Origin of the sequence: Lentzea guizhouensis, from assembly GCF_001701025.1 — a bacterium.
In the GTDB taxonomy this organism is placed as follows: Bacteria; Actinomycetota; Actinomycetes; order Mycobacteriales; family Pseudonocardiaceae; genus Lentzea; species Lentzea guizhouensis.
The window spans coordinates 1,110,676-1,130,170 of the sequence record NZ_CP016793.1 but is presented as its reverse complement, the minus strand read 5'-3'; the positions used below and the strand labels follow the sequence as shown (position 1 = coordinate 1,130,170).

At 71.5% G+C, this 19,495-nt stretch carries 20 protein-coding genes; 14 read left to right on the top strand and 6 right to left on the bottom strand.

Features of this window, described 5'->3' with window-relative positions; translation table 11 throughout:
• Positions 1-16 precede the first annotated feature (16 nt).
• The 3 genes from BBK82_RS05770 to BBK82_RS05760 are packed head-to-tail and all read left to right on the top strand — an operon-like array spanning position 17 to position 4,237.
• The gene (locus BBK82_RS05770; RefSeq protein WP_065914069.1) at positions 17-1,594 is read left to right on the top strand and encodes a hydantoinase/oxoprolinase N-terminal domain-containing protein; all 1,578 of its coding nucleotides are present in this window, start codon (positions 17-19) and stop codon (positions 1,592-1,594) included.
• Positions 1,595-1,649: 55 nt separating this feature from the next.
• Positions 1,650-2,711, top strand: coding sequence for a DUF917 domain-containing protein (locus tag BBK82_RS05765; RefSeq protein ID WP_065914068.1), 1,062 nt, complete (start codon positions 1,650-1,652; stop codon positions 2,709-2,711).
• On the top strand, positions 2,708-4,237 hold the full coding sequence (locus BBK82_RS05760; protein WP_065914067.1) for a helix-turn-helix domain-containing protein: 1,530 nt from the start codon (positions 2,708-2,710) through the stop codon (positions 4,235-4,237). The genes BBK82_RS05765 and BBK82_RS05760 overlap by 4 nt, the downstream gene beginning before the upstream one ends.
• Here BBK82_RS05760 and BBK82_RS05755 read toward each other — a convergent pair.
• The 5 genes from BBK82_RS05755 to BBK82_RS05745 all read right to left on the bottom strand — a co-directional run bounded on the left by BBK82_RS05755 (position 4,223) and on the right by BBK82_RS05745 (position 9,178).
• Entirely contained in the window at positions 4,223-6,385 is a 2,163-nt protein-coding gene (locus BBK82_RS05755) for an NACHT domain-containing protein (protein ID WP_154697100.1), read from the bottom strand. The two genes, BBK82_RS05760 and BBK82_RS05755, sit on opposite strands and share 15 nt — an antisense overlap.
• A 98-nt stretch (positions 6,386-6,483) precedes the next feature.
• Positions 6,484-7,491, bottom strand: coding sequence for a sensor histidine kinase (locus tag BBK82_RS55975; RefSeq protein WP_065914065.1), 1,008 nt, complete (start codon positions 7,489-7,491; stop codon positions 6,484-6,486).
• Positions 7,492-7,631: 140 nt separating this feature from the next.
• On the bottom strand, positions 7,632-8,024 hold the full coding sequence (locus BBK82_RS52660; RefSeq protein WP_218920582.1) for a hypothetical protein: 393 nt from the start codon (positions 8,022-8,024) through the stop codon (positions 7,632-7,634).
• Positions 8,025-8,060: 36 nt separating this feature from the next.
• Positions 8,061-8,351, bottom strand: a complete 291-nt coding sequence (locus BBK82_RS49805) for a hypothetical protein (protein WP_154697099.1) — start codon at positions 8,349-8,351, stop codon at positions 8,061-8,063.
• The gene (locus tag BBK82_RS05745) at positions 8,348-9,178 is read right to left on the bottom strand and encodes a DUF4082 domain-containing protein (protein WP_083267812.1); all 831 of its coding nucleotides are present in this window, start codon (positions 9,176-9,178) and stop codon (positions 8,348-8,350) included. Before BBK82_RS05745 ends, BBK82_RS49805 begins: the two co-directional genes overlap by 4 nt.
• 108 nt (positions 9,179-9,286) lie before the next feature.
• Between BBK82_RS05745 and BBK82_RS05740 the strand changes: the two genes are divergently transcribed.
• The 9 genes from BBK82_RS05740 (at position 9,287) to BBK82_RS05705 (ending at position 17,014) form a co-directional block, all read left to right on the top strand.
• Positions 9,287-10,588, top strand: coding sequence for an NAD(P)/FAD-dependent oxidoreductase (locus tag BBK82_RS05740; RefSeq protein ID WP_065914063.1), 1,302 nt, complete (start codon positions 9,287-9,289; stop codon positions 10,586-10,588).
• A 58-nt stretch (positions 10,589-10,646) separates the two neighbouring features.
• Complete coding sequence (locus BBK82_RS05735; RefSeq protein WP_065914062.1) at positions 10,647-11,144, top strand: VanZ family protein; 498 nt, start codon at positions 10,647-10,649, stop codon at positions 11,142-11,144.
• A 78-nt stretch (positions 11,145-11,222) separates the two neighbouring features.
• Positions 11,223-12,206 (top strand): hypothetical protein, encoded by a 984-nt coding sequence (locus BBK82_RS05730; RefSeq protein WP_065914061.1) that lies wholly within the window; start codon positions 11,223-11,225, stop codon positions 12,204-12,206.
• Between the two features lie 46 nt (positions 12,207-12,252).
• A complete protein-coding gene (locus tag BBK82_RS05725) occupies positions 12,253-13,047 on the top strand; it encodes a TIGR02452 family protein (protein WP_065914060.1) in 795 nt (264 codons plus the stop codon).
• Positions 13,048-13,136: 89 nt separating this feature from the next.
• Entirely contained in the window at positions 13,137-13,910 is a 774-nt protein-coding gene (locus tag BBK82_RS49800; protein ID WP_065914059.1) for an ATP-binding protein, read from the top strand.
• Positions 13,870-14,124: a helix-turn-helix domain-containing protein gene (locus BBK82_RS05715; protein ID WP_065914058.1), complete on the top strand. Its 255-nt coding sequence runs from the start codon at positions 13,870-13,872 to the stop codon at positions 14,122-14,124. Before BBK82_RS49800 ends, BBK82_RS05715 begins: the two co-directional genes overlap by 41 nt.
• A gap of 280 nt (positions 14,125-14,404) precedes the next feature.
• Complete coding sequence (locus tag BBK82_RS05710) at positions 14,405-15,784, top strand: GMC family oxidoreductase (RefSeq protein ID WP_065914057.1); 1,380 nt, start codon at positions 14,405-14,407, stop codon at positions 15,782-15,784.
• A 10-nt stretch (positions 15,785-15,794) separates the two neighbouring features.
• Positions 15,795-16,073: a hypothetical protein gene (locus tag BBK82_RS49795; RefSeq protein WP_154697098.1), complete on the top strand. Its 279-nt coding sequence runs from the start codon at positions 15,795-15,797 to the stop codon at positions 16,071-16,073.
• The gene (locus BBK82_RS05705; protein ID WP_083267810.1) at positions 16,001-17,014 is read left to right on the top strand and encodes an MFS transporter; all 1,014 of its coding nucleotides are present in this window, start codon (positions 16,001-16,003) and stop codon (positions 17,012-17,014) included. Before BBK82_RS49795 ends, BBK82_RS05705 begins: the two co-directional genes overlap by 73 nt.
• Before the next feature lie 80 nt (positions 17,015-17,094).
• On the opposite strand, the gene BBK82_RS05700 is transcribed toward BBK82_RS05705, so the two are convergent.
• Positions 17,095-18,072 (bottom strand): DMT family transporter, encoded by a 978-nt coding sequence (locus BBK82_RS05700; protein ID WP_065914056.1) that lies wholly within the window; start codon positions 18,070-18,072, stop codon positions 17,095-17,097.
• 112 nt (positions 18,073-18,184) lie between these two features.
• On the opposite strand from BBK82_RS05700, the gene BBK82_RS05695 reads away from it, so the two are divergent.
• Positions 18,185-18,799, top strand: coding sequence for a TetR/AcrR family transcriptional regulator (locus BBK82_RS05695; protein ID WP_065914055.1), 615 nt, complete (start codon positions 18,185-18,187; stop codon positions 18,797-18,799).
• Between the two features lie 143 nt (positions 18,800-18,942).
• Positions 18,943-19,464, top strand: a complete 522-nt coding sequence (locus BBK82_RS05690) for a YlcI/YnfO family protein (RefSeq protein WP_065914054.1) — start codon at positions 18,943-18,945, stop codon at positions 19,462-19,464.
• Positions 19,465-19,495: the final 31 nt, after the last annotated feature.

Sequence of the window (19,495 nt, the reverse complement as noted above, 5' to 3'; positions counted from 1 at the left end):
GGGGTGGTCCGGTCACATGCACATCGGCATCGACGTCGGCGGCACGAACACCGATGCCGTTCTCGTTGAGGGACGGCGTGTGCTGGCCGAGTGCAAGAGGACGACGACGGCCGACGTCACCACCGGGATCGTCGCCGCGGTCGGCGGGTTGCGGGCCGCGCATGCGTTCGACGCGGCTTCCGTGCGGGCGGTCATGATCGGGACGACCCACTTCGTCAACGCGGTCGTCGAGGGCAGAGGACTCGCCCAGACCGCTGCGGTGCGGCTCGGACTGCCTGCCACGAAAGCACTTCCGCCGTTCGTCGACTGGCCGGAACGACTGCGCCAGGTGATCGGCGGGCATTCCTACCTGTGTCACGGCGGGTACGAGTACGACGGCCGGCTGATCTCGCCGCTCGACGAGGACGAGCTGCGCGGCGTCGCGGCCGACATCGCGGCGAAGGGCGTGCGGTCGGTCGCGATCTCGTCGGTGTTCTCGCTGGTCAACGGCGACCTCGAACGCCGGGCCGCGGAGGTCCTCACCGCCGAGGTGCCGGAGCTGGTGGTCAGCTTCTCCCACGAGATCGGCAGGCTCGGCCTGCTGGAGCGGGAGAACGCGACGATCATCAACGCCGCGCTGCGCGAGCTGGCCGCGCAGATCGCCGACGGGCTCACGGAATCGCTGACGGCACAGGGGATCGACGCTCCGCTCTACCTCAGCCAGAACGACGGCACGCTGATGGAAATCGAGTACGCGCGCTGCTACCCGGTTGCCACGTTCTCCTCCGGCCCCACGAACTCGATGCGCGGCGGCGCGTTCCTGTCCGGTTTGGACGATTGCGTGGTCGTTGACGTCGGCGGCACCACGACCGACGTCGGCATGCTGCACAACGGTTTCCCGCGCGAGGCCTCCTCCGGGGTGCTGATCAGCGGTGTGCGCACGAACTTCCGGATGCCGGACGTGCTGTCGACCGGCCTGGGCGGTGGCAGCCTGGTGCGGCAGGGCGGTGGCGTCCCGGTGGGGCCGGACAGCGTTGGATTCCGCCTGTCCGACAAGGCGTTGGTGTTCGGTGGCGACACGCTGACCGCAACCGACGTCGCGGTGGCGGCCGGGCGGGCGGACATCGGTGACGCCTCGCTCGTGCGGCACCTCGACCGTGCGCTGGTCAGCTCGGTGCTCGGCCACGTCAGCGACCGCATCGCCGGGCTGGTCGACCGGATGCGCGCCGGCTCGTCGCCGGTTCCGGTTGTGCTGGTCGGCGGTGGCAGCGTGCTCGTGCCGGAGGAGCTGGCTGGCGTCGGCGAGCTGGTCAGGCCGGCGCACCACGGGTTCGCCAACGCCATCGGCGCCGCGATCGCGCAGGTCGGCGGCGAGGTGGACCGGGTGTTCACGATCGACCCCGCCCGGCGCGGTGAGGTGCTGGACGCGGCCCGTCAGGAGGCCGTGGACAAGGCGGTGGCCGCGGGCGCGAGGGCCGGCAGCGTGCGGGTCGTGGAGGTCGAGGAGATCCCGCTGGCCTACCTGCCCGGCAACGCGAGCCGGGTGCGCGCACGGGCCGTGGGTGATCTTGTGCTGGAGGGCGTCGCGGAACGAGCACCTCTCGGAACCCGCTAGACGCGCGTTCGGCGGAGCTTCTCGGCCGGACCCGTGCGGCACTACTGTCACGCGCATGCACCTGCTCCAGCCCGACGAGGTTGACCGGCTCGCGCTGGGCGTGGTCGTGCTCGGCAGCGGCGGGGGCGGTGGGGAGCACGAGACGCACGCGTTCGCCGCGATGCTCAGGCACGAGATGCGGCAGAGCGGTCCCGTCACCGTGCTGGCGCCGGAGGAAGCCGACCCCGCCGGGTACGGCGCGCGGGTCGGGTTGATCGGCGCGCCCACGGTGCTGATCGAGAAGCTGCCGTCCGGCCTGGAGGCGGAGGAAGCGCTGAAGTCGTTGCAGGCGCACGACAACACGGCCGCGACCGCCGTCATCGGGTGGGAGGTCGGCGGGTGCAACGGGCTGCTGCCGCTCATCCTGGCAGCTCGGCTGGGGTTGCCGTACGTCGACGTGGACGGGATGGGGAGAGCGTTTCCACGGATCGACCAGACGACCTACGACGCGGCCGGGCTGCCCACGACCCCCTTGGCCATCACCGAACCCAGCGGCAACCGGGCCGTGCTGGACGCGACCGGGATCGAGAAGCTCGCGCGCACGGTCATGGTCGACTTCGGCGGCTGGGCGATGATGGTCGCGAAGCCGTTGAGACTCGCGGACGCGCTGGCAGTGGGCGTGACCGGCTCGCTCGCGCGGGCGCTGCGACTGGGTGAGATCTGGTCGGGTAAAACGATTTCAACCGAGGAACGAGCGGCGGCTTCCGGCGGCTTCGTTGTGGCGCGGGGGAAAGTAGTCGAAGTCTGGCGGGAGTCGGTTGGCGAGTTTCCGCGCGGAACGGTGGCGCTGCGCCGCCTGGACGCCGACGATGCCTATGTGCGCCTGGAGATGCAGGGGGAGTACCTCGCCGCCCTGGCGGACGGCGAGACGCTCGTGACGACGCCGGACCTGCTGTGCTGCCTCGACGCCGAGTCGGGTGCGCCGGTGTCGACCGAGCGGCTCACGGCCGGGGCGGTGGTCGACGTGGTAGCGCTCCCAGCGCCGCCGCAGTGGCTGCGGCGGGAGGTGCTCGGGCGCGTCGACCCGCGGGCGTTCGGCTACGACCTCGACTACGTGCCGTTCCGGGCGGTTCCGTGATCGACGACGCCGAGTCGCTGAGCGTGCGCGACCTGCTGGAGATCGGCGTGCTCGGCGACGCCTGCCTGCTCGCCGGCGGCCGCGGGCTCGACGTCGAGGTGAGCGACGTGCGGCTGGCGGCGGACCTGACGGCGGTCGAGGCGTGCTCGGCGGGCGACCTGGTGATCCTGACCGGGCAGCAGCCGTACCTGGTCGAGGTGGCGTTGCGCCGTGCCTACAGCGCGGACGTGCGCGCCGTCGTGCTGGTGTCGGGCGCGCACCAGCCGCCGTCCGCCGCGACGCTGTCGTTCGCGAACCGGCTCGGCGTGCCGTTGTTGCAGACCAAGGCCGCCGACCCGCTGCTGGTCGCCGACTCGCTGCGCACCGCGGTCCGCCGTCCCGAGGTCGTCGCCGCCCGCCTGCTGAACGCCGTCACCGCGCGGCTGGGCCGTTCGCGCCCGGATCCGCGTTCGGTCGTCACGATCCTGTCCGGCGAGCTGCACGTGACGTGCGCGGTGATCAGCGCCGACGGCACCGCGATCGAAGGCGTGTCCCCGCCGGGCCTGCCGGCCGAGCTGCTGATGGGTTCGGTCGCCACGACCGCGGCACTGGCCGAGGGATTCGCGGTGGCCGTGCCGGTGGAGGTCGACGGCACCGGTCACGTGCACCTCTGGCTCGTGTCGCACGCGGGCGGCAGCAACAAGCGCTGGGCGGAGACCGTGCTGCAGATCAGCCAGGTCGCGTCGTGGGCGCTCGGCAACTGGGTCGCCGCCGAACGCCTCGAAACCGAACGCCGCGCCCGTTCCCTCGGCTCGCTGCTCTCCGAGCTGCTCGCCTCCGGCGACGACGTGCCGCCGATGCTGGTGCAGCAGGCGGTGCTCGCGGGCTGGCGGCTCGACGGCTGGCACACCGGCGTCTACGCGATGCCGAACCCGCCGGCCCCCGGCACGCGCGATCCCGGCCACACCGAACGCCTGCGCGTCGAACTGTCCCGGCGCGGCCTGCACGGCCAGCTCGTGGAGGGCGCGGAGGGCTGGTCGTTCTGGCTCACGAACGACTCCGAGCCGCCGCAGTCCCAGCACCGCGAGCTGACCGCGAAGCTCGCCGCGGCTCTCGGCCCGAGCCGGTTGGTGGCGGGGGTCGGGCGCCCGCATCCGGGAGCGGCCGGGGTGGGGCGGACGCTGGCGGAGGCGCGGGAGGCGGCGGCGATGACCGGTGCCGCGAAGGTCGTGCACATCGACGAGCTCGGGGTGCGGCGGTTGCTGTCGATGGCCGCGGAGACGCCGGCGCTGGTGGAGCAGGCGACGCGGTTGCTGGAGCCGTTGGTGGGGGTGGAGGACGGGCAGCTGCTGCGGACGCTCGCGGTGTACCTGGACGAGGAGTCGGTGACGTCGTCGGCTGCTGTGCGGTTGAAGGTGCACCGGAACACGGTGGCGCAGCGGATCAACCGGGCGGAGCAGCTGCTCGGGGTGAGTTTGACGAACGCGGATGAGCGGTTGGCGGTGCACCTGGCTTGCCGGGCGGCTCGGGCGTCAGAGGAGGGATAGCTCCTCCACCAGCTTGCGTTGCAGCGTGCGGTGGATGAAGGCGTGGCCGTCGAGTTTCCTCAGCGTGATGATGCGGTCGTCCGTGTGGGCCAGGAACATGTTCAGGTCCTCCGGCAGCATGTCCTTCCGCACCACCAGCCGGAGCGCCGTGCGGTGGCTCCACCAGCCGTACATGGACGCGCCGAAGCCGGCCAGCCAGATGCCGGTCGTCGCGGCTGCCGTCGCGTAGAGGACGGTCGCTCGCATCGATCCGGTCATGCCGGTGGTGAGCCATGGCAGCGCCAGGGCCAGGGACAACGCACCGATCCCCGCACTCAGCCGGACCACCAGGGTTCGGCCGGAGGCGGAGACCGTTCGAGCGCGAACAGCGGCGACCCCGTCGCGCGGCCTGCTCGGCAGCGCCAGCACACCGGCGGTGAAAGCAGCGCACAGTGCGGGTAGCAGGCTCATCGGTGTCATGTCGTTGATGACGTCCAACCACGCCGAGTTGCCGGCGAGCAGAACGCAGATCGCAAGGCCCAAGGCGCCCGAGCGCCGTGCCGCGGCCCGGGCCGCCCGCCAGTCCAGGGACCAGCTCGCGGACACGAACTGGGCGCTCTCGAGGCGGGAAACGCCGGTCCTGCGGTCAGGCGCCAGCTCGGTGAGCGTCCCGATGCCGAAGAACCACAGGAGCACGACCGCGCAGATCGCGGCCACGTCCCGACCTCCGGTGAGCCACGCCGCGGCGGTCAACCCCGCACCGCAGACCGTGGCCGCTGTGAGGTAGGCGAGGAGCAGTCCCACGCCGGTGCCGCGTCGCAGCCAGGACAGGTTCAACGCTTCCGCCGCGAAGCTGTCGTGGCCGGTCGACTCCATCAGCCCGGCGAGTGACCGCAGGTAGCGAAGCGACCTGTCGCGGTCGAACCTGAGGATGCTCGTCAGACCTCGCTGCCGTGGGAGGACCTCGTCGAGGTAGACCGTCCACATGTCGCCCAGCTGGCTGGAGAGCAGGTCGTCGACGGTCTTGCCGCGGTAGGTCAGCACGGCCACGGTCAGTGTCAGCGGTTTGTCCAGCAGCCCTGCCAGTGTCGGGTTGCGCCGGCATGCCTCACGCAGCGACTTCAGCTCGTCGCCCGCCTCATGCAGGTAGGCGTCGACATCGTCCGGGCTCAACGGCATGATCTCGACCGCCGAGCCGAACGCGAGCCGTTGTTCCGACCAGAAGTACTCCTCGGTCCGGCTGCACACGACCATGCCCGGCCTGAGCTGGGAACGCAGGACCGACAGGACCTCGACACACCGGTCGCGGGCCTCGAAGTCCCCGATCTCGTCCAGGCCGTCGAACAGCAGCACCAGCGGACTGCGTTCCGATCGCAGCCACCGCGCCACGTTCTGCGCCGGCAGCTGGTAGAGCCGGCCGATCTCCCAGGCGAGCCACCGCACCGCCTCGTCGACGGTCCTCTTGATCCTGGCCTCCTCGGTCTCGTTCGGAGGTGCCGGCACCACGCCCTTCTTCTCCGCCTTGCTCTCGGCCCTGACCAGCTGGACCCCTTTGCGCAGCCACCGCAGCGTGAGCTTGTCCTCCTGCTCCTTCCACTCGCTGCCGTACAGCGGCACGACGACGGGAACCAGCCCGTTCGGATCGTCGAGGAGGTGCTCGGCGAGACGCAGCAACTGGGTGGTCTTGCCCGCGCCGGGGGCACCGAGCACGAGCAGGCTGCGCTCGGTCCGGGGATCAGCGAAGATCGCGGAGATGTCCGCCGACACGGTCGCGGTGCCGACGACCTGCAACGGACTGGTGATCGCGTCCCTGCGATCCTGGAAGCCGAGTTTCGCGGGCACGATCCGTTCCAGCGACTGGGCCAGGAACTGGTCGATCCACTTCGCCCTCACCCGCTGACGCAGGTCGTCGAGGTAGTGGTCAGTGCTCGGGTCGAACGACCGGTCGTCGGCCGCGTCCTCGGCCCGGTTCTGCCGTTCGAAGGACAACACGCCGAGCGTTCCCAGCACGACCAGGGCCGATGTCGTGGCCAGGAGCAGGTGGTCCTTCATCCAGCCTTGGCCGGGAAGCGGGTTCTCGGCCAGCCAGTCGCCCAGCGGCGAGAAGTACAACGCGAAGACCACCGACGCGACGGTGAGTGCCACGCGGGCCCAGTCGCGTCTCGTCATCCCCCACACACCTCCGCGAACGTTCGGGCAGCCAGCGTAGGTGTCGTTCGGCGTGGGCCAAACGTTTCCCGGACGTGATCACCCGCGCGGCTCAGCGGTCAGGTCGGGAGCAGGGCCGGGAGGACGGCGTCGACCTCGTAGCCGCCGTCCGAGGTGGGGCCGGCGGTCAGGGTGCCGCCCACCATCTCGACGCGGCCGCGCAGGCCGAGCAGGCCGGTGCCGGAGACGGGCAGCGGGTCCGGTGTGGCGGGCGGGGCGGTGTTGCGGATGACGGCGCGGACGCTGTTCGGTCCACTGTGGATGGTGATGGTGGTTTCGGCGCCCGGTGCGTGTTTGTGGACGTTGGTGAGGGACTCCTGGACGACGCGGTACATCGTGCGGCGGACGGCGGGGGAGATGGTGCCCGCGTCGCCGTGTTCGGTGAGGGTGACGGTGAGACCGGTGGCGGCGACCAGGCTGGCGAGCTCGTCGGGGAGGACGTCGGGGATGCGGGTGGTGTGGTTGGAGCGCAGGACCGCGGCCAGGTCGCGGTGTTCGGCGAGGGCCTGGAGGCCGGCGGTGCGGAGGTCGTCGGCGGCCTTGCGGACGTCCTGGGTCTTGGCGGCCACGCGGAGGGCGCCGGAGTGCAGGACCATCAGGTTCAGGCGGTGGGTGACGACGTCGTGCAGTTCGGTGGCCAGGCGGGCGCGTTCGTCGGCGCGGGCGCGTTCGGTGAGCAGGGCGTGGGCCTGCCGGGTGCCGAGGTGCAGGCCGGTGAGGGCGGCGACGGTGATCAGGGCCGGGGTGGTGGGGTCGGGGGACCAGGTGCCGATGAGCCAGGCCGCGGGGAGGTTGGCGGCGAGCCAGCGGTGGCGGGAGTGGGCGGCCACCCAGAAGGCCGCGGCGAAGGTGGCGTAGGTCGGGGTGAGCAGGCAGAGGAAAGCGATTACCGCCGCCGAACGCGACGGGTGGGTGCGGCGCCACCACAGGGCGGCGGCCGCCAGCAGGTGGACCGCGAGGTGGAACGTCACCGGTGCGGAGACCAGGTGGGGCGGGTCGCTCAGCTCCCGCCAGGCGCCCAGGGCTGCCACGAGCAGCACCACTGCCAGGTCGCCGGCCGCTTTCACCTTCCTGACGATACTGCGCGCGAGTGGTCCGGATCACCTACGTGAGCAGGCAGTTGACCCTACTTTCGCAGGTGGCGGTGGACGGTGGTTCCGCCTGTCGGACACCGTTGTCCGGCAGGCGCGGCAAAGTCCTGTGTGGACTACGTGATCGGCCTGCGGAACGGAGCCGTCCACAGGAACGACCGGCCGAACTCCGCGGACGACACCGGCTCGTCGGTCATCCGCCGCAGCTCGACCTCGACGAGGTCCTGGAAGATCCACCGCGTGCCTTCGTCGGCGGTGAAGCAGGTGAGTGCGACGTGGCCTCCGGTGCGAACAGACCGTCGAGCAACACGAGGACGTCCTCGACCGTGCGGATGTTCCGCTGCATGTGCCGACCCCCGGAAGACCTGTTCAGCTTGGTCGTCGAGGCGGTATGACTTCAGGTCAAGACTGTTTGGGGGGACAGGTGCCATGAGGTGGCTGCTGAGTTTTCTGGCGATATACATGACCGGGTCGGCGATGTACATGCCCTGGTCGCACTGGGGTGACATCGAGTTCCGGATGATCGACCTGCCGTACTGGTACGCCTACGCCGTGCCCGCGGTGCTGATGATCGCGGCGTCGTGGTGGCGCCGGGACGTCGCGATCGGGTGCGCTGCGGTGGCGGTCGTCCCGGCGGTGGTGCTGGCGTTCCAGTACGACAACGCCGAGGTGCTGTTCCCCGGCGGGGTCGTGCCCGCCGTGGTGCCCGTGCCGGGGGCTGAGCGGGCCGTTCGCGGTCCTCGGCGCCGTGCTGGCCGGGGTGCTGCTCGCCACCAAGCGAGCAGCACCGGCATCGGCAGACGACCCTCGCTGAGCCAGTGCGGCGACCGGCTCACGGCTGGAAGACCGGCGCCACCCAGTAGTTGCTGGCGTGCCAGGTGTCGGTGGGGAACCCTCCGCCGTAGCGGTGGACACCGGCGTCGACGCCTGCGTAGACGGGCGCGTTCGCCACGCCGGCGGCGAAGTAGTCCTCGGAGGCCGCGTACCCGCCGGCCGGTGTGTAGTAGGAGACGACGTAGTCGAGGCCCGGCTGGACCGGGATCGGGGTGCTGAAGGTGATCCGCTGCGAGTACTGGGCGCCGGGCGCGGCCTGCTCGGCGAGCAACGTCCCGTCCGGCGACCACACCCGCGCCGTCACCGGGCCTGTGTGGTCGCCGCGCCGGATGACCAGCGCCGTCACCGAGCCGGGCCGGTCGAACCGGGTGCGCAGGCCGAGCTCGACGGCGGCGGTGTCGGGGTCGTTGATCATCGGGTGGGTCGGCCGGTCGGGCAGCTGGAGCAGGGTCTCGTCGTACAACGGCGGTGTCGTCGTGCCGCCGACGTGGATCGTGCGCTGGGCGGTGACCGGGCCGAGCGTCGAGGCCGTGCGGGCGCGCGCCAGGATCGTGACCGGGCCGGGCACGCTCGGGTGCAGCACGGCCGACCAGCGTTCGGTGTGCGCGTCGACGCTCGTCCAGTTGACGCCGTCGGTGGAGAACTCGACGGTGGTGATGCCACCGGACTCCCCGTTCACCGCGCCGCCGGCGAGCACCAGCGGGGTGTTCAACGGGACCGAGGTGTCGTCGCTCGGCGAGTGGATCATCGCGTAGGGGCGGTCCGCCGCGTGCGCGGGTGCGATCGGGAGGAGGACCAGTGCCAGCACGAGGGCGGCTAATCGTCTCATGACCAAGGAGTCGCCCGCGCGGATCGGACGGTTACGACGCTTTGCGGTGGCCGCCCACACCGTGGGACCCGACAATGAGCGGCGTCCCCGACTTCCTTGGAGGGCCGGATGGCTCCGCGGGTGCTGGTGCTGGGTACGGGTTTCGCCGGGTTCCACTGCCTGCGCACGCTGGAGCGCGAGCTGCCGCCGGACGCCGCTGAGCTCGTCGCGGTCAACCCGGCGGACTACATGCTCTACATCCCGCTGCTGCCGGAGGTCTCCGGTGGTGTGCTGGACCCCAGGCGGGTCGCGGTGCCGTTGCGGAACCTGTTGAAGCGCACGAAGCTCGTGCTCGGCGCGGCGACCGCCGTCTCGCTGGCCGAACGCCAGGTGCGGGTCACCGACGTGGAGGGGCGGGAGCGGACGTTCGAGTTCGACCGGCTGCTGATGGCGTCGGGCAGCGTCACCCGGCTGCTGTCGATCCCGGGGGTCGCCGAGCACGCCAAGGGTTTCCGCACGGTCGCCGAGGCGATCCACCTGCGCGACCACGTGCTGCGCCAGCTGGAGCTCGCCGACCAGTCCGACGACCTGGAGGAGAAACGGGCGCGGTGCACGTTCGTGGTCGTGGGTGCGGGCTACACGGGCACCGAGGTGGTCGCCCAGACGCAGCTGATGACCAAGGACGCGTGGCGGCACCTGCCCGGCCTGAAGGACGTGCGGCCGCGGTGGATCCTCGTCGACATCGCGCCACGCGTGCTGCCCGGTCTGGACCCGCGGCTGTCCGCGCCGACGCACAAGGTGCTCACCCGGCGTGGTGCGGAGATCCGGCTGAAGACCAGCGTGTCGTCGATGACCGGCACGTGCGTGCGGCTGTCGGACGGCAGCGAGATCCCGACGCGCACGGTCGTGTGGTGTGTCGGTGTGCGGCCGGATCCGTTGGTGGGCACGATGAACGTGTCCGAGACCAAGGGCCGCATCGACACCGACACGCAGCTGCGGGTGTGCGAGGACGTGTGGGCGGCCGGTGACGTCGCGGCGGTGCCCGACCTGACGATGCCGGGCGAGATCACCGCGATGACCGCCCAGCACGCGGAACGGCAGGGACGGGTCGCCGGGCTCAACATCGCCGCGTCGCTGGGGTTCGGCAAAGCGCGCGAGTACAAGCACCACGACCTGGGGTTCGTGGTCGACCTCGGCGGCTGGCAGGCGGTGGCGAACCCGTTGCACGTGCCGTTGCGGGGCCTGGTCGCCAAGCTGGTCGCACGCGGCTACCACCTGATGGACCTGCCGTTCGGGCGGATCAGGACGGCGGCGAACTGGGTGACCGAGCTCGGCGCAGGGCGGCAGATCACGCACTTCGGCGTGGTGCCGGACCGCGGGCTCTCGCTGGCGCAGGCCGATCTCCCGCCGCACGCCGCCGGGTCCGGCTGAACCGCCGTCCCCCGTGCGCGTCTGAGGAAGTGACGCGCTTCCGGCTCGTGGGGGACAAGTGGATCAGGTGGGGTGGGTCGCCGACGCGGTCCGGCAGACGTTCACGGACCCGGTGACCGCGGCGGGCGTGCTCGCCGGCGCGGTGCTGCTGGGACTGGGTGCGTGGGCGGCGGCACGGCGGTTCTGGTGGCGGCCGGTGCTGTCGGTGCTGGCCGGGATCTCGCTCGGTGTGGTGCTCGGGGTGACGTTCTTCCGCTCGGCGCCCTCGTGGGCGCTCACCGGCTCGCAGTTCTGTCATTTCACCGGTTTCTCGCTGTCAGGGCCGAACGAGCTGTTGAACGTCGTGCTGTTCGTGCCGTTGGTGTTCTTCGCGGCGCTGGCGACGTACCGGCCGGTGGCGGTGTTGTGCGCGGCGGTGGCGTTGAGCGCGGTGATCGAGGTCGTGCAGCCGTTGACGGGCCGCGGGATGTGCGAGACGCAGGACTTCCTCAACAACGGCGTGGGCGCGCTGGTGGCCGCGGGTGTCGCCGCAGGGTGGCTGACGTTGCGCCGGTAACTTCGTAAACGCAAACTTGCGTGCACGCAATTTTGTTGGCTACTCTCCTCGGTGTCGACCGAGCAGAGGAGCAGAACCATGCGGGGCAAGGGGATCGCGTACAGCACGGGGTTCGTGGTCAAGGGGGAGAACTCGTGGCCGGGGTTCGACCTGGAGGTGGTGCGGCGCGACCTCGCGGTCATCCGCGACGAGCTGCACTGCACCGCCGTCCACCTGGTCGGCGGTGACCCGGACCGGTTGGAGCAGGCCGCGGTGCTCGCCGCCGGGCTCGGGCTGGAGGTGTGGTTCTCGCCGTACCCGCTGGAGCTGACGGCGCAGGAGGTCCTCGACCTGTTCGCGGACTGCGCCGAGCGGGCGGAACGGGTGCGCGCGAGCGGGGCCGGGGTGGTGTTCGTGGCCGGGGTCGAGCTGAGCATCATGACCAGGGGGTTCATCCCGGGGGAGACCCTGGCGGAACGGGTGGCGCGGCTGCCGGCGTGGATGGCCGAGGTGCCCGCGCTGCTGAACTCGTTCTTCGCCTCGGCGGTTCCGGCGGTGCGCGCGGTGTTCGGCGGACGGGTCACGTACGCGGGGATCCCGTTCGAGGGCGTCGACTGGGACCTGTTCGACGTCGTGTCGCTGGAGCTGATCAGGTCGGCGGAGGTGGCGGACCGCTACGCCGAGGCGATCCGATCCGTGGTGGCGCAGGGGAAACCGGTGGCGATCACCGGGTTCGGCACGGCGGCGTGGCGCGGTTCGGGTGCCGTCGCGCCGCGCAGCATGGAGATCGTCGAGCACACCGACGGCCGGCCCAGCGGGATCAGGGACGGGTACGTGCGCGACGAGGGCGAGCAGGCCCGGTACCTCGCGGAGCTGCTGGAGGTCTTCGAGGAGACCGGGGTGGACAGCGCGTTCGTGTACATGTTCGCGCTCAACGACTTCACGCACCGGCCGGACGAGCCGCGGCGGGACCTGGACATGGCGAGTCCCGGGATCGTGAAGGTGTACGAGGACGGGTCGTGGGAGCGCAAGGAGGCTTTCGCGGCCGTGGCCGAGCACTACGGGCGGACGCCGACAGGCTGAAACTCGCTTGGTCCCGCTCGACCCCGCACCCACAATCGGCTGCATCATGAGCAGAAGGCTGAGAGCGATCGCCCACGAGACGGTGGCGATCGCGGAACGCGGTTCCTACCGCACCGCAACGGGAACGGTGACCCTCGACGTCACGCCCGCGGTGGCCGGGACCCGGTTGTACCTCCCGGGCGACGCCCTCGAACTGCCGCAGCGGGGGGAGATCCCGCGCATCGACGTCACCGACGAGTCGACGTTGGAAGCGACTCGAAGACTCGGCGGGGACGTGGCGGCGCTGGTGTTCGCCTCGGCGCGCAACCCCGGCGGCGGGTTCCTCAACGGGGCGCAGGCGCAGGAGGAGAGCGTGGCGCGGGCGTCGGCGCTCCACCCCTGCCTGCGGGCGGCCGGTGAGTTCTACGCCCACCACCGCGCGCACGAGGACCTCGGCTACAGCGACCGGGTCATCTACTCGCCGCGGGTGCCGGTGTTCCGCGACGACCGGGGTGAGCTGTTGCCGGGTGCGTACCCGGTGTCGTTCCTCACCGCCGCCGCGCCGAACCTCGGGGCGATCCGGCGCAGCCAGCCGGAACGGGCGGAGGCCGTGCCCGAGCAGCTGCGCGGACGCGCCATCCGGGTGCTGCAGGTCGCCGCCGCCCACGGGCACCGGCGGCTCGTGCTCGGCGCGTGGGGCTGCGGGGTCTTCGGCAACGACCCGGCGACCGTGGCGCGGGCGTTCCAGCGGGCCTTGCAGGAGTGCCGGTTCTTCGACGACGTGGTGTTCGCCGTGTTCGACCGGCAGAAGGGCACGCCGGTCCTGGCCGCGTTCCGCGAGGTCTTCGCTGGCGGCCGTTGAACGGTTCCGTATCCGGTGCACGTGTTGAGACGGTGACGTTCTCACCGAACCGGACCTCTCCGCCGGGGCGTCGGCCTGGTCTCCGGAGCATGGACGCCGGACCTGTCGGCCGCGCGGACGAGCTGTCGCGGCCGAGTGGGCTGGTACGTGCGGCCACCGGTGGCCGCGGCGGTCTCGCCTGGGTGCAGGGCGAGCTGGGGGCCGGTGGTTCCACCCTGGCCGACGAGATGACCGCCCGTGCCGACGGGTGCCTGGTGCTGCGGGCGGCCCAGGACGACGCCCACCTCAGCGGTGACCGGCTCGCGCTCGGGTACGCGCTGCACGCCTCGACACTGGTGGCCTCCGCGCCGGAGGCGGTGGACCGGATCGACGACGCGCTGGCCGTGCTCGGCGAGGACCCCGAGTCGGTGGACCTGCGGCTGCTGCTGGTCGACAACCGGCTGACCTACCTCGCGGGCCTCGGCCGGTGGGAGGAGGCGCTGGCGGCGCTGCCGGGCGCGCTGGTGCTGGCCGAACGCGCCGGTTCGTTCCGCGGTGCGAGCCTGCTGGCCACCGCCGCGGAGGTCGGGTACGAGCACGGCGACTGGGACGACGCGCTGGTCCACCTCGGCGGGATCGACACGGAGTTCGTCGGCAACGGCTCGAACCTGAACCCGGCGGGCATCGGCGCGTTGATCGCGTTGCACCGCGGCGACCAGGCGGCGGCGGAGACGTACCTGCAGGTCGCGGGCGGAGGTCGGCGGCGACCTGCGGGCCGCGCTGGACCTGCTGACGCCATGGCTCGGCCAGTCAGGCGTGCCCGGTCAGCGCACCCGCCAGCAGGTGCTGCCCCACCTGGTGCGGCTCGCGCTGGCCGCCGGTGACCGGGAGGTCGCGGTGGCCGTGACCGAGGTGGCCCGTGCCGACGCGGAGGCCGATCCACAGGTCGGCGACGCGGGGAAGGGCCTGTCGAACCCGGACATCGCCGCTGAGCTGTTCCTCTCCCGGCGCGCGGTCCAGACCCAAGTGTCGAACGTCCTGGGCAGGCTCGGCCTGAGCTCGCGGCTGGAGATCGTGCGGATGGCGGCCAGCGCCTGATACCTACGTGCGGTGGCGGATGTCTCCGCCACCTCGGTTCCGGCAGCCTGGAACGGTGGAAGTGACGTCCTCGGCGCGCCGGAGCCTGCCCTGCGATGTGCTCAAAGGACAGTCGGAAGTTTTTTGAGGTTCGTTGAACCGCTGCGGCATCCGATCCGTGTGGATGGCGTCGGGTTCGTCGGCCCACCGGCCCGAGTGGACACATCTCAGGGGAGAAACCAATGCCGGCCACCATGTTGGCTCTGTTCGCCGTGCCCGAGAACGGGACCGGAGCCCAGCGATGATCGACTACGACTTCATCGTCGTCGGCGGTGGCACGGCGGGAAGCGTGCTGGCCGCCCGGCTGTCGGCGAACCCGGCGCACACGGTCCTGCTGCTCGAAGCCGGCCACCTCGGCACCCCGGCCGCGCCCACGGCCCACGTCCGCGCGCACCGCTCCAGCTACGACGCGTGGGAGGAGGCCGGTGCGACCGGCTGGAACTTCCTGAACCTGGTGCCCTACCTCAAACGCGCCGAGCACGCCGCCGGCATGGACCCGCGCTGGCGCGGCCACGGCGGCCCGATGGCGGTGGGTCCCGGGCCGATGGCCGAGCCCGGTTCGTTCTACGACGCCTGCTACCGCGCGGCCGAGGAGGCGGGCGCGCCGTTCACCGCCGACGGCAACGGCCGGGTCGCGGAAGGTGTGGCCCGCACCGAGATGAACCTCGTCGGTTTCATCCCGCAGAGCGCGTACGCCGCCTACCTGAAACCATTGCGCCGCCCCAACCTCACCGTGCTCACCGGTGCCCGCGCCCGCCAGCTGCTCTTCGACGGCCGCCGCTGCACCGGCGTCGAGTACGTCGTGTCCGGCCGGCCGCGCATCGCGTTCGCCTCGTGTGAGGTCCTGCTCACGGCCGGTGCGATCGGCTCGGCGCAACTGCTGCTGTTGTCCGGCGTCGGACCGGCGGACCACCTGCGGGACAACGGCATCGACGTCGTGCACGACCTGCCGGGCGTCGGCGGGAACCTGCAGGACCACCCCTTCGCCTACGTCACGTACACGAGCCGCATCTCCGCCGACGACGGCCGCGTGCCCGACACCCCGCAGGTGTTGCTGCGCAGCGACCCGATCGAGGACCCGGACCTGCGGCTGGTGTTCACGCACTTCGCGCTGCCGAACGGCCTGCCGGAGAACGGCTACTCGGTGATGTTCTCCTTGCAACGCCCGCACAGCCGCGGCTCCGTCCGACTGGCCGGCACCGACCCGCACGACGTCCCGGTGGTCGACCCCGGCCACTACCGCGACCCGCGCGACCTCGACCTGATGGTGACCGCCCTGCGCCGGGCACGGGAGATGGGCGAGGCCAAGGCGTTGTCCCGCTGGCGGGTCGGCGAGTTCCGGCCGGGCGCGAGCATGGCGTCCGACGAGGAGCTTCGGGCGTACGTGCGGGCTGTGACGGGCTCGTTCCGCCACTTCGCCGGCACCTGCGCGATCGGCCGGGTGGTGGACCCGGCGCTGCGGGTGCACGGGGTCGACGGGGTGCGGGTCGCGGACGCCTCGGTGATGCCGACGATCGTGGCGGCCAACCCGAGCGCGTCGGTGCTGGCGATCGCCGAGCGGGCGGCGGTGCTGGTGGCGCACGAGCTGGAGGCGGAACAACTCGGTCGCGCGACTGGATAGTCTCGGGTGGATGGGGGAGACGACTACGCGGACCAGGGGACTCCTGCTGGTCTACCTCGCGGTGTTCGGCGGCTACACCGGCCAGCAGCTGCTGACACCGGTGCTGCCGCCGCTGGCCCGCGAGCTGCGGCTCAGTGAGTTCCAACTCGGTGTCGTGATGAGCGCGACGGCCGCGATGATGGCGTTGACCAGCAGTTCTGGGGCCGGCGCAGTGACGTGTGGGGCCGCAGGTCGTTGCTGGTCGGCGCGCTGTTCGGCAGCGCGGCGGCGTTGTTCGCGTTCGCGGTGACGGCGAACCTCGGGCTGCTGGAGGTGCTGGGCGTGCCGGCGGTGCTGGCCGCGTTCCTGTTGACCAGGGGCGTGCTGTTCGGGGGTGCGCTCGCGGCGTTGCCGGTGGCGGCGCAGTCGTACGTCGCGGACGTGACGCACGGGCAGGAGGAAAGGGTCAGGGGCCTCTCGCGGGTGGGGGCGAGTCTCGGGCTCGGGTTGGTGCTCGGACCGGCGGTCGGCGGGCTGCTCGGCCGGTTCGGGCTGCTCACCGCGCTCTACGTGGCACCGGTGGTGCTGGTGGTGGTCGGGTTGGTCGTCCTCTTCGGACTGCCGGAGGAGACCAGGCACGCCGACCGGCCACAGCCCCGCGGGGTGCGGATGCGCGATCCGCGCATGTGGCCGTTCCTGGTGCTGGGTACGGCGATCTACCTGTCGATCAGCCTGCTGTCGATGAGCACGGGTTTCCTCCTGCAGGACCGGCTGGGGCTCGACGGGCCGAGGACAGCGGAGCTCACCGGGGTCGTGCTGCTCGCCGGTGGCCTGCCGATGCTGCTGGTGCAGGGCTTCGTGGTGCCGCGGCTGGGCTGGTCGCCCCTCAGACTCCTGCGGAGCGGCCTGCCGTTGACCGGCATCGCGTTCACGATGATCGTGTTCGCGCCGAACCTGATGACGGTGGTCGTGGCCTCGGTGCTGTCGGGCGTGGGGCACAGCCTGGCCGTGCCCGGCTACACCTCGGCGCCGTCGTTGCTGTTCGGACCGGACGAACAGGGTGGCGTGGCCGGCATGATCGGCTCGGCCAACGCCGTCGTGCTCATGGTCGGGCCCCTCGTCGCGACCGGGCTGTACGAGCTGAGGCCGGAGGCACCGTTCGCGGCAGGCGCGGTGGTGTTGTTCGGGGCGTTCGTGTTCGCGCTGCTCCACCCCGGTGTGCGGTTGCGGACCCACGCCGGGAACGGGTAGGTGGGAAGATCTCGGGAGCTGCGCGGTAAGGGCTTGCACAGGTCCGGTGGCACTGGACGTCCCCCCAAGTGCTTGGCGTGTCAGGTGAGTTGGACGAGCGCGGAACCGACCACGAGCAACGCAAGCCCGGCGATGCGGACCGGGGTGAACGGCCGGCGCGGCATCCGGAACAGGCCGCGGCTGTCGATCAGCGCGGAGGCCAGCTGCTGGCCGGTGACGGTGAGCGCGACCGTGGTGGCGGCGCCGATCTCGGGGATGAGCATGAACGTCGCGGTGACGTAGGCCGCGGCACACGCGCCGCCGAGCCAGCCCCACCACGGCATCGTCGTGAGCGGTGCCAGTTTCGGCGCGGGCGTGCGGTTGAGCGCGCGCATGACCACCAGCACGACCGCGATGGCGGTGGTGGCCACCACGAAGCTGATCACCGCGACGGTGATCGGGGCCTCGAGGTCGGCGCGCAGCTTCGCGTTGACCGCGCCCTGGACCGGCAGCACGGCACCGGCGACGATGCCGAGCACGATCCAGCCTGCCTGCTTCACGCTCGTGCCGGCCGCCTTGGTCGCGACGGCGGTGCCACCACCGGCCGGAGCGGGTACGGCGGTCTTCTGGGCGGTGAGCTGACCGCGGATGATCACGGTGATACCTGCCAGCACGGCAATCGCGCCGACCGTGATGCCGAGCGTGAGCGGTTGCTGCGGCACACCGACCAGCCCGAAGAGGTCGAGTGCGAGCGAGGCGAACATCTGGCCGGTCACGAAGAGCCCGACCGCCGCCAGCGCGCCCAGGCGTGGGAACAGCAGGATGCCGCTGGTGATGTAGAGCGGGCTCGCCAGGCCGCCCAGCAGGTGCCACGGCTCGACGTCGGGCACGAGACCGGCGGCACCGATCGTGCCGGCCGCGACGGCGAGGACCGCGAGCAGTGCGGTGGCCACGCTGAGCTGCAGCGTCGAGGCGCCGTACGGCGTGCCGACCGCTTTGTTCAGCTGGAGGTTCACCGACGCCTGCACCGCGAGCAGACACCCGACCAGCAGCGCTGCCGCCAAGAGCGCGAAGTACACGGGACCGACCCCCAATCCTGCGCAAGTGGACAGCCTGTCCACATGTTGCGGCCAGCCTAGGAGGTAAGTGGACGAGCTGTCCACTTAACTGCGGTGTGCGTAGGATCCGGCCATGGCCATCAGGGGCGGACAGGACGAGGCCCTGCTCGCGGTGACGACCGGGCAGCCGCAGGTCAAGGAGCGCGTCGACGCCGCACGCAACCGTGCGCGTGTGCTCGCGGCGGCGGAACAGGTGTTCGCGGCCAAGGACGCGCGGCAGGTCACGATGGAGGACATCGCCCGTGCCGCCGGTGTCGGCAGGGCGACGCTGTACCGCCGTTATCCCGACCCGGCCTCGATCGCCGCGGCCTTGCTGGACGAGCACGAACGGCAGCTGCAGGAGCAGATGCTGCGCGGTGAGCCACCGCTCGGGCCCGGCGCGACGCCGTCCGACCGGCTCGCGGCGTTCTACGGCGCGATGACCTCGTTGCTGGACAGGCACCTGCACCTCGTGCTGGGCGCCGAGGTCGGAGACGCGCGGTTCGGCACGGGTGCCTACGGGTTCTGGCGGATGCACGTGCGGGCGTTGCTGGTCGAGGCCGGGGTGGCGGAGCCGGACGGTCTGGTCGAGGTGCTGCTGGCGCCGCTGGCGCCGGAGGTCTACCGGGAGCAGCGCCGTCGTGGCGTCACGCAGGCGCAGATCGCGGCCTCGCTGGCCTGGATGAGCCACCGCCTGCTCGCGCCGTGAGCCACGCTGAGCCAGAGTGAGCCACCCATGGCCGACGCTCTGACCTGCACTTAGTCATCAATCGCGATCATTCTGAGCCACCTTGGTGCCAAATTGAGCCAAGAAAGCTTGTGGGTGGTGCCACCGTGTGCCATAGTGATGCCATGGATCTGACCCCGTATGTGGCTTCCCTCGGCCGCGAACTGCTGACCGCCGCCGAGATGGGCAGTGGCGAGGACAGTGCGCTGGTCGAGCGGTTGACCGTGTCGATGGAGTCGGCGATCCGGCTGGCGCTGCTCGAGGCGCTTTCCGCCGCAGCCGACGAGATCACCGCGGACCTGGCACCGGACTCGGTGCAGGTGCTGCTGCGGGGCCGTGACCCCAGGTTCGTCGTGACCCGCCGTGCACCGGAGCCGCCGGCCGAGGTCGCGCCGGAGCCCGCCCCGGCACCCGCCGAGGACCCCTCCGGCTACGAGGACGGCGCCACCGTGCGCATCAACGTCCGCCTGCCGGAGCAGCTCAAGGCCGCGATCGACGAGGCCGCGGCGAAGGAGGGCCGTTCGATCAACGCGTGGCTCGTCCGCGCCGCGACGGCCCAGCTGGCACCGAAGCGGGAGGCCGGCGGCACCGAGTCCTGGCTCGGTGGCGTCGCCGCCTCGCAGCGCTTCACCGGCTGGGTCCGCTAACACCTCCGCCGCTTTCACTTCACGTCTCTGA